Source organism: Actinoplanes sp. NPDC024001 (assembly GCF_040638955.1).
Taxonomy (GTDB): Bacteria; Actinomycetota; Actinomycetes; order Mycobacteriales; family Micromonosporaceae; genus Actinoplanes.
In genome coordinates, this window is the sequence record NZ_JBEZZB010000218.1 from 1 (window position 1) to 14,272 (window position 14,272).

A 14,272-nucleotide genomic window follows, 5' to 3' on the forward strand; every position below is an offset into this window, starting at 1 on the left:
CGGGTGGGGGCCCCCCCCCCCGGTTGGGTGGGTGCGGGGGTCATCTGTTAGCCCCATATCTCACCTTCGTGCTCGCCGGCGAGCACGAAGGTGTAGAGCAGGCGGTCGAAGCGGAACAGCGGCAACTGCTCGCGCCACGGGAACGGTGTGCCGACCGACATGCTCAGGTAGTCCAGCGCGTCCGCGCCCGGCGGCCACGGCTCCATCGAGCCCCCGTCCGGCAGCGCCTCCAGGTCGTGCCACGGTTGCGCGGTCAACCACGTCAGCTGTTCCGCGACGTGATCCACGGCGAAGATCCGGTGCACCTGTTCCGGCGCCGGCCCGGCCGGCGCCTCCGGCTGGTCCGGCCAGTCGAAGCCGGCCGCCGCCGCGGCGTCGCGATATCTGCGTACGGCGTCGCGCAGCACGTCCAGGTCGTCGAGCATCAGGGACCTCCGGGGGCCGGCGGCGACGGGGGCATGCAGAGGCTGACGCCACCTCCACTGAGTTTGAACCCGAAGCTCGGACCGCCGGCGTCGACCCACGGCTTCACCGGCAGCACCACGAACTTGTCCTCGTCGTCCACGTCGCACTTGACGTAGAAGCCGCCCACGTCGTTGCCCTGCGGCCCGGACTCCGTGGTCGGCACCAGCTTGACGTCAGCGGTCTGCCCGCTCAGGTCGACGGCCTGGTCGGTCGTCCAGAACGGGAACTCGTCGCAGGTCTTGCCGCGCGGGAACGGTTCGCACGCGTTCGGCCGGAACTGCAGGGTCCGGAACCACCGGTGGCTGTAGCCCTTCGCCCGCGCCTTCGCGCCGTCCTTGCTGCGGGCCGGGTAGAACCACTGTGCCCGGGTCGGCGGCTGCGGGTAGCTGCCGTTGCCCATCGCCTCGACGATGTGCGTACCGGTCTCCTTCATGTCCACACCCAGGTAGTTCTTGGCGCCGGGGACGTAGACGACGATGTCGTCGTCGCAGCCGGCCGTGCCCTGCGTGCCGCGCTGAGCGGTGCAGGCCGCGTCGATGACCCGCTTGAGCCGGCCGTCCTCGGCGGAGTCCCACGCGAAGGGCAGGTTGTGCTGGCCGGCCACCAGCTTGGTGGTCTTGATGACCTCGGCGTAGACCTTCAGGCTGTTGTACCACTCGCCGTCGTCGGCACCCCAGTTGTCGAACGTGTCGAAGTCGACGTCGTGGTCGATCGGGTATTCGAGGATGCCGTTGATGCCGATCTCGCCGGGGAACAGGATCGCCAGCAGGGTGCCGAGCGCGACGCCGATGCCGATGCCGGCGCCGATGACCACGAGCCACGAGGTGCCGGCGGCCGCCGCCGGGGCGGCCACGGCGACCTTGGCGGTCTCGACGGCCGGGGCCAGCAGCGCGGTGCAGGCGCCGTTCGCGCAGAGGGTGAGTGGCAGCAACGGCGGCTTCGCCAGGAACCGGGCGGTCTGCTCCTCGGCGATCGAGGAGATGACCGGTCCGCGGCCGGACGGCGCCACCGCGAAGAGCGTGTCGGTGATGTCGTCCGCGCAGTCCATCAGCTTCTCGCCGGACGGCGGCAGGAACGCCTCGATGCAGCTGGTGTCCGCGGCCCGGTAACAGCCGGTGAAGATCTCCGTGCTGCCGGCCGGGACCGGCACGTCGGCACGCGCGCTCGCCGCGACGTAGAGGTCACCGCCGGCGCCGGCGCACTGCGAGGCCTCGCTGACCGAGGTCTCCGTGGTCGACTCCGAGACCTCCTGGAAGTGGACCATCGTGGTGAACTCGCCGGCGAGCTCGCGGGCGACCGTGCCGTCGGCCCGCAGCGCCTCCACCTTGAACGCGTACCGCGTGTACTCCTCGAGCGGGACGATCGGGAGCTTGACGACGCTGTCCGCCGTGCACGGGCCGTCGACGTTGCCGCTGCCGTCCTCACAGAACTGGTCCAGCGGGAACTCGTCGTAGACCTGGCCGTCCAGGTAGGCGCGGTAGCTCGCCTCGGTGGCCGGCTGCGGCTTCCAGCTGGCCGTGGCGCTGCCCTGCTCCGGGTCCAGGGTCAGGCCGGGGTCGACGTCCGGCGGGGGCGGCAGCGCGGTCGTCGTGAACGAGGCCGTGGCCGGGGCCGTCGACCGGTTGCCGGCCAGGTCGACCGCGACCACCGAGACGGTGTGGCTGCTCGACGGCTCCAGCCCGGTGATCGTGTACGAGCGGGTGCCGACGGTGGTCCGGTGCGGGGTGCCGCCGTCGACCCGCACCTCGTACCCGGCGAGGCCGTAGTTGTCGGTCGCCGCGTTCCAGCTCACCCGGGCGCCGGTCGCGGTGACGGAGCCGACGGCCAGGCCGGAGACGTTGCTCGGCGGGATCAGGTCCACCACGGTGATGTCGCGCAGGATCCTGGCGTACCGGCCGGGCTCGCGTTCCGCGCGGGAGCAGGCCGTGACCGGACCCAGGTTCTGCGGGCGCATGCTGGTGGTCCACGACGCGGACCAGTTCGTCTCGCCGGGCGGCGGCGGCCCGAAGGTGAAGCTGGACGAGGTGGCCTTCTCGATCGAGACGTCCACCATCGTGGCGCCCTTGTGCAGGAAGCCGGTCAGGGCGATCTTGCCGTTGGCGTCGACCGCGACGGTCGACCCGGCCGCCGGCCCTTCGAGCCGGATGGAGGCGTGGTTGACGTCCTCCGGCACGGACGGGTCGGCGCAGGCCGGCAGTTGCTCCTCCACCGCCTGCGCGGCGGGCTGGCTGATCAGGCTGACCGGAAGAACGAGCGCGACGGCCAGGGCCGTCGCGCGCAGGGATCTGCTGAAATATCGGTGCCGTCGCTGACCTGCCATGCCGCTCCCCGTTCACTGAAGTGGATCAATGCCGGCGGGAGCGTTTCACGGCTGTCTATATTTTCTGCACTTTCCGCATATCCGGTGAGGCCCGCGGCCCGGGACGGCGGCAGGCTATTTTGTTCCGGTGAGTCTCCTCGATGACGTGGCCGAACGTGACGGCTGGCGATGCTGGGTGTGCGACGAGCCGGTCGATGCGGACATGTCGGTGAACGACCCGCGGGGCCCCAGCGTCGACAGCCGCACCGCCGACCGGAAGGCCAAGGTCGCCGAGAGGCTCGCGCACCGGGCCTGCAACACCCGCAAGGGCGCGGTCAAGGTCGTCATCGCCTGGCCGGACCGCCTGCACGTGGTGGAGCCCGCGCCCCTCATCACCGTCGCCGAGCGCCTCGAACGCAAGGGTGGCCGCGAGCTCGTCGCCCGCTGCCCGAGCCGGAAGGACGCCCAGGAGGCGGCGGACTGGCTCGTGGACCGTTTCTCCCGGCTGGTGCCCGGCCTGCCGGTCACCGCGAGCGTCGAGCCCGGCGGCGGCCAGTTCCTCGTCGCCCTGGCCGCCGGACGCCGCTGACCGGCTCACCGGATTGCTCGATCGGTCCCGTTGATATCCTCGCTCACCGTATCGACGATCATGGTGAGTTCCGGGAGTGGAGACGCATGCGGCTGACGAAGATCCACCCCGGCAACCCGATCTGACGTCGTGCGCGCGCTCTTCGTGATTGCCGCCGCGATCCTGGCCGGCTTCGTTCTCAGCCCTCTCCTTCGCGCCGACGCGGCCTGCACGCCCAGCCCCGCGTCGTCGGGCTCGGCCTCCGCCCTGCACGGCTGGAGCGACGAGCAGATCGCCAACGCCCGCATCATCGTCACGATCGGCAGTGAGCGGCGGGTGCCGGAGCAGGGCCTGGTGATCGCGGTCGCCACCGCGCTGCAGGAATCCTCGCTGCGCAACCTGCGCGGCGGCGACCGGGACTCCATCGGCCTGTTCCAGCAGCGCCCCAGCCAGGGCTGGGGCACACCGGAGCGGCTCGCCGACCCGGCGTACCAGACCCGCAAGTTCTACGACAAGCTGCTCACCGTCGACGGCTGGCAGCGCATGCGGCTCACCGAGGCCGCGCAGGCCGTGCAGGTGTCGGCCTATCCGGAGGCGTACGCCAAGCACACCCGCGCCGCCACCCGCCTGGTCGAGGCGCTGAGCCCTCCGGCCGGGTGCTCGGGCGCTCCTGCATGATCGTTTATGATCAGCCGGGCGCCGGGTATCCCCGCCGACACGTAGCTTAGGCCGAGAAGGCGAACCCCGCGGGCGCGGCCGAGGCGGTGATCGATGAACGAGTCAGCGCGTGCGGACGCCGGCCGTCCGGCGGCGCCACAGCCGTACCTGCGGCGGCCCCGGCTGCATGCCCGGCTCGACGAGGGCGTGACCCGGCCGGTGACCGTGCTGCGCGCGGGCCCCGGCTGGGGCAAGACCACGCTCGCCGCCGCCTGGGCCGCGGAGCAGCCGGATCCGGGCCGGGTGGCCTGGCTGACCGTGCGGCACCGGCACGCCGCCGGCGCAGCGTTCCGCTCAGCGGTGGCCGCAGTGACCGGCGCTGATCGGCACGAGCCCGTTCTTGATCGAATCAGCGCGCCGCTGGTGCTGGTTCTCGACGACGTCCACCTCCTGGACGGGGCTCCGGCCCGGCAGGCCCTGGCCGCACTGGTCGCCCACCCGCCCGTCGGGCTGCGCCTGGTGCTGCTCTGCCGCGGCGAGCCCCCGCTGCCGCGCGCCGACGCCCACACGATCGGCATGGACGAACTCGCCTTCGACGACGCCGAGGCCGCGGACCTGGTCGCCCTCTTCGGCGGCGGTGATCCCACCGCCGGTGAGGGGTGGCCGCTCGGCCTGCGGCTGGCCGCCGAGTCGGACAGCTCCGGCGCGCTCGACGACTACCTGTGGCGCGAGGTCGTCGCCGTACAGCCTCCCGCGGTGCGACGCTTCCTGCTGCGCACCAGCATCGTGTCCCGCTTCACCCCGGCTCTCGCCGAGGAGCTCACCGGCACCCTGGACAGCGCGTCCGTCCTCGACCGGCTGGCACGCGACACCGGTCTCGTGAGCGGTGACGGGCACTTCCGCTACCACCGGCAGCTGCGGGCGATGCTGGCGCGACGGCTGGAGGTCGAGGCACCGGACCAGGCCGTCCGGCTGCACGGCGTCGCCGCCCGCTGGTACGCGGCGCAGTTCGCCGTCCCCGAGGCCCTGGCCCACGCGGGGGACGCGGGCGACTGGGTCCATCTGGGCCGGCTGGTGGCCGAGCTCGCGGTGACCCGGATCGTCTCCGCCGAGCGGCGGATGGTGGTCGACGCGGTGCAGCGGATCCCGCCCGAGTTCCTGCCCACCACCGCGGAGCTGTCCCTCTGCGCCGCCCTGGTCATGTTCTTCACCGGTGACTTCGCCGCGATCCCGAGCTGGATCGAACGCTCCCGGGCGATGCTGGCCGACCGGGACCCGGCGGACCGGCTGCCGGTCGACGCGGCGCTGAGCCTGCTCGAGATCGGCACCGTGCACCGGGTGCGCGGCGACATGGCGAAGCTGGTCACGGCGGCAACCGAGGTGCTCGGACGGCTCGCCACCGCGGACTCCGATCACCTTCCGCAGCTGCCCCAGCTGAGCGCGGTCGCGGTGAACAACAAAGGTGTCGGCCTGCTCTGGACCGGCCGCCTCGATCAGGCCGAGGAGTGCCTGCGGTCGGCGCTGCGGGCCGCTCGCACGACCGGTCTCGAGCTGATCGAACTCAACGCGTCGGGCCATCTCGCGCTGATCGCCTACTTCCGGGGCGATCTCGGCACCGCCGAGCGGTACGCCGGCGCCGCGCGGCAGCTCGCCGAGCGTCTCGGACTGTCCACCACGGCGCAGGCGGCTGCGGGACAGCTGACGCTGGCCCTGATCGAGGTGGAGCGGGACCGGGTGGCCGAGGCACGCGCCCATCTGCGCCAGATCCTGCACATCGAGGCGCATCCGCCGGAGGCCGCCATCGTCATGATGTCCTCCGTGGTGATCGTCCACCTGTTGCTGGACGCGGGCGAGGCGGTGGCCGCCCGGCCGTTTCCCCGCCAGGCACGCCGGGAGCACGTCTACGCCCAGGACGCCCCGTTCCTGCAACGCTGGATGGATCTGCTGGAGAGCGAGATCGACCTCGCTCTCGACGCCCCGGCGACGGTGGTGGCGCGATATCGGGAGCGGCCCGCACCGATGCCCGCCGAGCAGGTCATGCTGGGCCGGGCGCTGGTCGCCACCGGCGACAGCTCCGGCGAGCAGCTGCTGACCGCGGCCGCCGACGGGCCGGACCGGATCGCCGCGGTGCAGGCCTGCGTCTCGCTCGCCCTGCTCGCCGACGACCGCGGGCAGAAGTCCCGGGCCGCGGCGGCGGTGGCCCGGGCCGTCGCCCTGGCCGAGCCGGACGGCATCCGCCGGCCCTTCCGGCGGCTGCGCCCGACCGGTCTCGATCCGGTGCCGGGGCACCGGCCACCCGAGCTCTCCCCACCGCTCACCGAGCGCGAGACCGAGGTCCTGCGATTCCTGCCGAGCGTGCTCACCGCTCAGGAGATCGCCGAGAACCTCGGCGTCTCGATCACCACGATCAAGGCACACCTGCGGTCGATATATCGCAAGCTCGGCGCGTCGCGGCGGCGCGAGGCAGTCGACATCGCACGGCGGCTCGACCTCCTCTGAAGATCTTCCCCTGAGGCTGCCCGGGCCGCTCAGTCCTCGGTGACCGTCAGGGCGCTGAAGCCGCCCTCGGCGTCGAGGTCCAGGCCCCGGCCGTCGTCCAGGTCGCCGGACCGGACCACGCTGCCCGCCGCCAGCCCGTCGGTGACCCGGCCGTAGAGATCGACCCGGCTGCCACCGCTGCCCGCGACCACCCGCACCGGCACCCGCGCCGAGGTCCGGATGTTCCAGGCGCTCACCCCGCCGGCCATTCGGATCGGCACGGTGGCGGCCTGCCGGCCCAGCCGCATGCTGATCTCCGCGGCGCCGCCGGTCAGGTCGATCCGGCGCACCGTGCCCGCGGCCAGGTCGAACGACGCCCGCGCCACTCCCCCGGTCATCCGCAGCCGCCAGGTGACGTCGTCGCTGAGCAGCACCTCGACCCGGCCGCTGCCGCCCGAGCCGGAGGGCGTGGCGCGTACCCGCAGCACGCCGTCGGCGAACGCCGGGCGGACCTGCAGCCCGGAGTCGTGCGGGGTTCTGACCTGGAACGGCTCGTCCAGCTCGGCGGTGCGCACGGACAGGTCGGTGACCCCGTCGACCATCTCGAAGGCCGCGTTCTCCAGCGGCGGCGGCGCGGCCGGCGCCGCCGGCGCGGTGGGCTTCCTCGACGGCGTGCGCGTCGGTTGCGGTGGGCGGGTCGGCTCGGCCTCGGCTTCGGCCGGGGCCGACGGCACAACCGTTTCCGGTACGACGGGAAGCACCGCCCCCGGAGTGGCCGTCGGGGGTGTGGGAGTGGCCGCCGCGAGATCGGCCGGCGCCGTCGGCCGGTCGGCCAGCTGGGCGACGACGACCCCGCAGACCGCGACGGTCACCACGGCCGCCCCCGCGCCCAGCAGTGTCCGCAGCCGCCGCCGGCGCGGGCTCACCGGCGCGTCGCCGATGACCCGGATCTCCAGGTGCGCCGGACCCGGACCGGCCGGACGATCCTCGACCGGTCCGCGCTCGACCTCGCCGGCCACCGCCGCCGCCCGCTGCCGGTGCGGCGCGTCCGGCCAGTAGTCCGAGATGTTCGGCCAGGTGATCCCGGCCGGGTCGGCGGCGCGCGGCGTCTCCGTGCTCTTCACGCACCGGGTGACATAGCCACCGACCCGTAGTGTCCGCTCACCGTCCGACGGAAGCCGTTCCACCCCATGTCTCCCTGCTGCCACCCCGACACGCTCGGTGAGTGGTACGGGCGGCCACCGTACGCGGTTCGATCATTCACCGAAAGTCATCGAAGAATTCCGCGCGGCGTCAGTGGAGTGCGCGAGCCTTGCGGATCTCGGTGCGCAGGGCGGGCGCCCCGTCAACCGGCGCCGGGTCCTCGGGCGTCGGCGCGATGCCCCCGGCGGCGACCCGGTCGAGTGTCCTCAGGCCCCACGGCGTCACCCGGCCGAAGATCGAGTAGTTCGGGCGCAGCGCCGAGTCCCCGTACACCAGGAAGAACTGACTGCCGTTGGTGTCCGGGCCGGCGTTGGCCATCGCGAGCACCCCGCGGGCGTAGAGCCGGCGCACCCCGGTCGGGTCGGTCGGCGCCGGGGGCAGATCGGTCGGCAGCTCGTCGCGGTAGCGGTAACCCGGGCCGCCCGAACCGGTCCCGCTCGGGTCGCCGCACTGCAGGACCTTCAACGTCGGGTACGCGGTGAGCCGGTGGCAGATGGTCCGGTCGTAGAACCGGTGCCGGGTCAGGTGCAGGAAGCTCTGCACCGTGCACGGCGCGGCGGCCCGGTCGAGCACCAGCGGGATCAGCCCGAGGTTGGTCCGCAGCACCACGGTGACGGTGCCCCGGTCCGGCGTCCGTGCCGGGTCGCGCGGCAGCGGCACCGGGCGGGCGGCGGGCTCGTCCGGGGTCGGGGTGTACTGACACGGGCCGGTGGTGGGCGCCGGGTCGCCGCCGGCGCGGGCCGGCTGCGGCGCGGCGACCCCGAGCAGGGCCGCCACGACGGTGACAGCGAGTGTGTGACGCAGGCGGATCATGGCACCCTCCCGAACTCGATTGACGTCAATCTATCGGAGGATGCCCGCCCGGTCAGCCGGGCGGAAGCTGCAGGTAACCGTGCTCGGCGAGGGCGCGGGCATGCCGCTCGTAAGAGGCCGGATCCGCCGGGGTGAGCGTGCCGAGCCCGTCCACATAGCGGTTGAACATGCTGAACGCCGCGGCGATGAGCACGGTGTCGTGGATGGCCTGGTCGTCGGCACCGGCCGCGCGCGCCCGCTCGACGTCCTCGGCGGTCACCGACCGGCCGTCCACCCGCACCCTGTCGGCGATGGACAGCAACGCGGTCATCAGCGGGTCCGCCTCGGGCGCGTCGCCGTCGCGCAGCTGCCGCGCCACGGCGCCGTGCGTCTCGGCGCAGAACGTGCACTCGTTGCGGCTCGACACGTACGCGGCGATGCCCTCCCGCTGCGCCGGGGTGAGCGGCGAAGGGCCCCGCAGCAGGGTCTCGGCAAGGCTGTTGAGCGGTCCGGCGGTCTGCGGGTAGCCGGCCAGCAGACCGGCGATCCCGGGCAGCGGCGGCAGATCGATGTGCGGCACCCCCGAATGATCACGCGTGGCCGCCGACATGACCACGTCCGAACGGTCAGCTTTGGACGCGAATGGATCTCGCAGTCCGGATCTCGTAGACTCAGCCGCCTCGCGTCACGGACGACAGGGGGACCTTTGGTGAGTACCGACGGCTCGGACGTCACGGCCCGCATCGATATGACCAAACCGCATCCCGCCCGACGGTACGACTACTGGCTCGGCGGCAAGGACAACTTCCAGGCCGACCGGGACGCGGCCGAGGCGATCGCGGCGGTCTTCCCGCACATCCGCACGGCGGCCCGCGAGAACCGGGCGTTCATGCAGCGGGCGGTGCGGTTCCTCGCCGCCGAGGCGGGTGTCCGGCAGTTCCTGGACATCGGCACCGGGCTGCCGACGGCCGACAACGTGCACGAGGTCGCGCAGCGGATCGCCCCCGACTCGCGGATCGTCTATGTGGACAACGACCCGCTGGTGCTGGTGCACGCGCGCGCCCTGCTGAGCAGCTCGCCGGAGGGCGCCACCGCCTACATCGACGCCGACGCGCGTACCCCGGAGAAGATCCTCGCCGACCCGGCGCTGCGGGAGACGCTGGACTTCTCCCAGCCGGTCGCGCTGCTGCTGGTCGCCCTCCTGCATTTCATCGAGGACCACGAGGATCCGTACGACGTCGTGCGGCAGCTGGTCGCCGCGATGCCCGCCGGCAGCTACCTGGTGCTCTCCCACGCGACCTTCGACCCGCTGGACGCCGAGACGATCGCCGCCATGGACGCGGTGAACAAGAACATCAAGCCGGTGTTCAGCCCGCGCTCGCTGGCCGAGGTCTCCCGCTTCTTCGAGGGTCTCGACCTGCTGGAGCCGGGGATCGTCTCGGTCTCCGACTGGCGGCCGCAGCCGGGTCCGCGGCCCACCCCCGCCGAAGCCACCGGTTACGGAGCGGTCGCCCGCATCGTCTGAGGCGGCCGGACCCGCCGCACGAGCGTGGCCCGGCCCTATGGTGGCTGATGGCAGGCGAATCCGGCGCCGACCCTGAAGGAGATCGCATGGAGCGCGGGACCATCCAGCGAATGGACAACATCGCCATCGTCGTCGACGACCTCGCGGCCGCCACCGCGTTCTTCGGCGCCCTCGGGCTGGAGCTGGAGGGCGAGGCGACGGTCGAGGGCAGCGCGGTGGATCGCCTCATCGGGCTCGAGGGCGTCCGGTCGGACATCGCGATGATGCGCACCCCGGACGGCCACGGGCGGCTGGAGCTGACCAGGTACCACACGCCGGAGGCCCGGGCCGGTGACCCGCACGCTCCGGCGAACACGCTGGGCATGCACCGCGTCATGTTCGCCGTCGAGAACATGGACGACGTCATCGAGCGCCTGCGACCGCACGGGGCCGAGCTGCTCGGCGAGCTCGTGCAGTACGAGAACAGCTACCGGCTCTGCTACCTCCGCGGCCCCGCCGGCATCCTCGTCGCGCTGGCCGAACAGCTCGAGTAACCCGAGATGGCGCGATCCGCCGCGGGATGGCGCGATCGGCCACTGGCACCGCGGTCTCTCCGCCCTACCGTGAACGCACTGACGCACATCACGGAGGGAACGCAGAGATGTCCTGGTCAACGGCAGACATCCCGGATCAGACCGGCCGCGTCGCAGTGATCACCGGCGCCAACGGCGGGCTGGGGCTGGCCATGGCGACGGCCCTCGCCGGCCGCGGCGCGCACGTGGTCATGGCCGTCCGCAACCCGGCCAAGGCCACCGCGGCCGCCGACCACGTGCGCGCGGCGCATCCCGGCGCCTCGGTCGAGGTCGTCGAGCTCGACCTGAGCTCGCTCGCCTCCGTCGAGCGTGCCGCCACCCGGATCCTGGCCGCGCACCCGGTGATCGACCTGCTGGTCGACAATGCCGGTGTGATGGCGATGCCGCAGGGACGCACCGCCGACGGGTTCGAGACCCAGTTCGGCGTGAACCACCTGGGGCACTGGGCGCTCACCGCCCATCTGCTGCCCGCCGTGGTCCGGGCCCGCAGCGCCCGGGTCGTCACGATCACCAGCGGCGCCCAGCACATGGGCGGGCCGGTGCGCCCCGAGCAGCCGTTCCGCGCGCCCTACCGGCCGTGGCGGGCCTACGGCGACTCCAAGCTGGCGAACCGGCACTTCGCCCAGGGCCTGGACCGGCAGTTCCGGGCGGCCGGCCTCTCCGCCCGCGCGCTGACCGCCCATCCGGGGCTCACCAACTCCCACCTTCAGGCGACCACGGTCGCCGCGGGTGGCGGTGGCGCGCTCGCCCGGTTCTTCCGGTTCCAGGCCGCCCGGAGCGGGATGCCCGTCGAGCGGGGAGCGCTCAGCCCGCTGCGGGCGGCCACCGACCCCGGCGCCGAGGGCGGCACCATGTACGGGCCGCGCTGGTCCTCGTCCGGCCCGCCGGTGCGCCGCCGGCTGATCCGGCCGGGCGCCGACGCGGCGATCGAGGCCCTGTGGACCGTCTCCCGCCGCCTGACCGGGCTCGACGTCGACGTGACGCGGGCCGTCGCGGTCGCGGAAGCGGCTGCTCGGCAGTGAGCTCCGCCCGGTTCACCCTCAGCCCCGGCGTCACCGCGTTGATGGCCGACATCGGGATGTCGGCGGGCCGGGTGCTGCGGGCCGCCGGGTTGCCGGAGGACCTGTTCCAGCACTCCGCGGTGCCGGTCACCCCGGAGCAGTTCTACCGGCTCTGGACCGTCATGGAGGAGATCTCCGGCGATCCGGCCCTCGGGGTGACGCTGGCCGGGCGGGTCAGCGCCGAGACGTTCGAGACGCCGATCTTCGCGGCGCTGTGCAGCCCCGACCTGCGCCACGCGGTGGACCGGATCGCCACCCACAAACGCCTGCTGGGCCCGCAGCGGCTGACCGTGACCGAGGAGCCGGACCGCGTCGAGGTCAGCATGACCTGGCCGTCCGACCCGGCGCCGCCGCCCGCCCTGGTCGCCTTCGAGGCCGCGTTCCTGGTGGCCCTCGCCCGGCTGGGCACCCGGACCCGGATAACGCCGCTACGGTTCGCCCTCCCGCACCCGCCGGCGGGCGCCGCCGCCGAGGCGTACGCCGGCTATCTGGGCGTCCCCGTCCAGCCCGGCTCGGAGATCATGGTCGCCTTCACCGCGCGGGACGCCCGGCGGCCGTTCCTGACCGTCAACACCGCCATGTGGGGTGTGTTCGAGCCCGAGCTGCGCCGCCGCCTGGCCGATCTGGACCGCTCCGAGTCCACCGCCGACCGGGTCCGGGCCGCGCTGATCGAGCTGCTGCCCGCCGGTGAGACCACGGCCGCCGCCGTGGCCCGCAGGCTGGCGCTCAGCAGCCGGACCCTGCAACGGCGGCTGGCCGAGCAGGGCACCACCTTCCAGACCGTCCTGGAGCAGACCCGGCGCGCGCTGGCCCGGCACTACCTGAACCGGCCGGAGGTGACGATCACCGAGATCGCCTTCCTGCTCGGATACGAGGAGCCGAGCTCGTTCCACCGGGCGTTCCGCCAATGGTCCGGAACCACCCCGGAACGGGTGCGCACCGCTCAGGCCCCGGGCTGAGAGCGGACCGCGAGGTCGAGGCCGGCGAGCCGGTCCGGGTCGGACAGGATGTCGATGGCGGCGATCCGGCCGTCGGCGACGGTGAAGCTCATCACCGAGATCGGCCGGCCGTCGATGGTGTTGACCAGGCCGGCGAGCCCGTTGACGAGGACCGGGTGGGTGTGCGCGGCGGTGGCCATGCGCCGGAAGGTGGCGGCCTGCCCGGCCACCGCGGTGATGCCGCGGAGGACCTTCATGCCGCCGGTCAGCACCCCGCCGTCGGCGCGGAGCACGACCTGCGGATCGAGGATGCTCACCAGCGCCTCGAAGTCGCCGCCGCGGGCGGCGGCGAGGAAGGCGTCCACCACCCGGCGCTGGCCGGCGAGATCGGGATCCGGGTGGGGTGTCGCGCCCCGGACCCGCTGACGTGCGCGGCTGGCGAGCTTCTTGGCCGTCGCCGGCGTGCGGCCCACGATGGGCGCGATCTGCTCGAACGGCAGGCCGAACATGTCGTGCAGCACGAACGCCAGCCGTTCCGCGGGGGTCAGCGACTCCAGCACCACCAGCAGCGCGAGTCCCACCGAGTCGGCGAGCAGCGCCTGCTGCTCCGGGTCGGCGCCGGTCCCGCCGCTGATCACCGGGTCCGGCAGCCGGTCCTCCATCGGCTCCTCACGGCGCGCTTTGCGCGCGCGCAGCGCGTCCAGGCACACCCGGCCCACCACGGTCGTCAGCCAGCCGCCGAGGTTGTCGATGTCGCCGGCATCCGTACGGGCCAGGCGCAGCCACGCCTCCTGCACCGCGTCCTCGGCGTCGGTCAGCGAGCCGAGCATGCGGTAGGCGACCGCCCGCAGGTGGGAACGGTGGCTCTCGAACTGCACGGCCAGGAAGTCATCGGCGGTCACGGTCCCACATCCCTCTGCTCGACTGCGTCGTCTCACTGACGCAGCGGCCCCCGCGAAGGTGACCGGTCACCACGCATGAACCTGATCCTGCCCCGCCGCGGCACGGCGCTCGCCGGTGGGATGAGCGTGGTCATCGAAAATGGGACGTCCATCGGGTCCGCTGGTCCGGGGGACGGTAGACGCAGGCGGCACCGGTGGTGACCGTGCGGCGCAACTCCGTGCCCAGGCCGGGCTCCACCGCGGCGATCTCGTCGATCGCCCGCATGATCGCTTTGCGGACCGCGGTGCGGGCCCGCTCGCCGCGGCTGTCGAAGCTGCGGTCGCGGCCACCACGCCCGGTCGTGCGGCGCAGTTCCGCGGCGAGGGCACCCATCTCCGTCCGGGCGTGTTCGGCGCGTTCCGGCTCACCGCGGACGTCTGCCCGGTCCAGCTCGGCGCTCAGCTCCTCGATGCGCCGCCGGTAGGCAGCCCGGGCCGCCGGATCGAGGACCGGCTGCACCGATTCGGCCGGCGCGGCGCCGCCGGCGAGTTCCGCCGCCGGGATCTCCCGGCCGGGGTTGAGCAGCAGCTGGGCCAGATAACGCATGCCGATCCGGTCGGGCACCGTGGCCCGGTGTCCGTCCAGGATCATCTCCCAGTGGTGGCCGTCGCGGACGATCCGGCCGACGCGTTCGGTGAGAGCGGCCAGGTCACGGCGCCACGAGGCCGCGTACCCGGTCATGCCCATGTCGTCCGCGTCGGTGATCGCCTCTGCCAGCAGTGTCCGGGCCCGGCCGCGGTCGGCGCCGCGGCCGCGGCGCCGGCACGCGGCG

The 14,272-nt window shown here is 73.2% G+C and carries 13 protein-coding genes and 1 pseudogene; 7 read left to right on the top strand and 7 right to left on the bottom strand.

Going from position 1 to position 14,272, the window contains the following annotated elements:
* Window positions 1-47 precede the first annotated feature (47 nt).
* Together AB0F81_RS46035 and AB0F81_RS46040 are read right to left on the bottom strand one after the other, a co-directional pair.
* On the bottom strand, window positions 48-425 hold the full coding sequence (locus AB0F81_RS46035; protein ID WP_360209831.1) for a hypothetical protein: 378 nt from the start codon (window positions 423-425) through the stop codon (window positions 48-50).
* Complete coding sequence (locus AB0F81_RS46040; protein WP_360209833.1) at window positions 425-2,785, bottom strand: fibronectin type III domain-containing protein; 2,361 nt, start codon at window positions 2,783-2,785, stop codon at window positions 425-427. The genes AB0F81_RS46035 and AB0F81_RS46040 overlap by 1 nt, the downstream gene beginning before the upstream one ends.
* Before the next feature lie 127 nt (window positions 2,786-2,912).
* Here AB0F81_RS46040 and AB0F81_RS46045 point away from each other — a divergent pair, with 127 nt between their 5' ends.
* The 3 genes from AB0F81_RS46045 (at window position 2,913) to AB0F81_RS46055 (ending at window position 6,488) form a co-directional block, all read left to right on the top strand.
* Complete coding sequence (locus AB0F81_RS46045) at window positions 2,913-3,353, top strand: hypothetical protein (RefSeq protein ID WP_360209835.1); 441 nt, start codon at window positions 2,913-2,915, stop codon at window positions 3,351-3,353.
* A 129-nt stretch (window positions 3,354-3,482) separates the two neighbouring features.
* On the top strand, window positions 3,483-4,010 hold the full coding sequence (locus AB0F81_RS46050) for a peptidase M23 (RefSeq protein WP_360209837.1): 528 nt from the start codon (window positions 3,483-3,485) through the stop codon (window positions 4,008-4,010).
* 93 nt (window positions 4,011-4,103) lie between these two features.
* Window positions 4,104-6,488, top strand: coding sequence for a LuxR C-terminal-related transcriptional regulator (locus tag AB0F81_RS46055; RefSeq protein WP_360209839.1), 2,385 nt, complete (start codon window positions 4,104-4,106; stop codon window positions 6,486-6,488).
* Window positions 6,489-6,517: 29 nt separating this feature from the next.
* Here AB0F81_RS46055 and AB0F81_RS46060 read toward each other — a convergent pair whose 3' ends face one another.
* The 3 genes from AB0F81_RS46060 to AB0F81_RS46070 form a co-directional block, all read right to left on the bottom strand.
* Entirely contained in the window at window positions 6,518-7,654 is a 1,137-nt protein-coding gene (locus AB0F81_RS46060; protein ID WP_360209841.1) for a hypothetical protein, read from the bottom strand.
* 106 nt (window positions 7,655-7,760) lie between these two features.
* The gene (locus AB0F81_RS46065; protein ID WP_360209843.1) at window positions 7,761-8,483 is read right to left on the bottom strand and encodes a peptidylprolyl isomerase; all 723 of its coding nucleotides are present in this window, start codon (window positions 8,481-8,483) and stop codon (window positions 7,761-7,763) included.
* Window positions 8,484-8,535: 52 nt separating this feature from the next.
* A complete protein-coding gene (locus tag AB0F81_RS46070; RefSeq protein WP_360209845.1) occupies window positions 8,536-9,042 on the bottom strand; it encodes a carboxymuconolactone decarboxylase in 507 nt (168 codons plus the stop codon).
* A gap of 129 nt (window positions 9,043-9,171) precedes the next feature.
* Here AB0F81_RS46070 and AB0F81_RS46075 point away from each other — a divergent pair, with 129 nt between their 5' ends.
* The 4 genes from AB0F81_RS46075 to AB0F81_RS46090 all read left to right on the top strand — a co-directional run bounded on the left by AB0F81_RS46075 (window position 9,172) and on the right by AB0F81_RS46090 (window position 12,579).
* Window positions 9,172-9,987, top strand: a complete 816-nt coding sequence (locus tag AB0F81_RS46075) for an SAM-dependent methyltransferase (protein WP_360209847.1) — start codon at window positions 9,172-9,174, stop codon at window positions 9,985-9,987.
* Window positions 9,988-10,073: 86 nt separating this feature from the next.
* Window positions 10,074-10,520: a VOC family protein gene (locus AB0F81_RS46080; RefSeq protein ID WP_360209849.1), complete on the top strand. Its 447-nt coding sequence runs from the start codon at window positions 10,074-10,076 to the stop codon at window positions 10,518-10,520.
* Between the two features lie 107 nt (window positions 10,521-10,627).
* Window positions 10,628-11,581 (top strand): oxidoreductase, encoded by a 954-nt coding sequence (locus AB0F81_RS46085; RefSeq protein ID WP_360209851.1) that lies wholly within the window; start codon window positions 10,628-10,630, stop codon window positions 11,579-11,581.
* The gene (locus AB0F81_RS46090) at window positions 11,578-12,579 is read left to right on the top strand and encodes an AraC family transcriptional regulator ligand-binding domain-containing protein (protein WP_360209853.1); all 1,002 of its coding nucleotides are present in this window, start codon (window positions 11,578-11,580) and stop codon (window positions 12,577-12,579) included. The genes AB0F81_RS46085 and AB0F81_RS46090 overlap by 4 nt, the downstream gene beginning before the upstream one ends.
* Here AB0F81_RS46090 and AB0F81_RS46095 read toward each other — a convergent pair.
* Window positions 12,564-13,460 (bottom strand): sigma-70 family RNA polymerase sigma factor, encoded by an 897-nt coding sequence (locus AB0F81_RS46095; protein WP_360209855.1) that lies wholly within the window; start codon window positions 13,458-13,460, stop codon window positions 12,564-12,566. The two genes, AB0F81_RS46090 and AB0F81_RS46095, sit on opposite strands and share 16 nt — an antisense overlap.
* Before the next feature lie 130 nt (window positions 13,461-13,590).
* Window positions 13,591-14,272: pseudogene (locus tag AB0F81_RS46100) on the bottom strand (hypothetical protein); the annotation flags it as partial.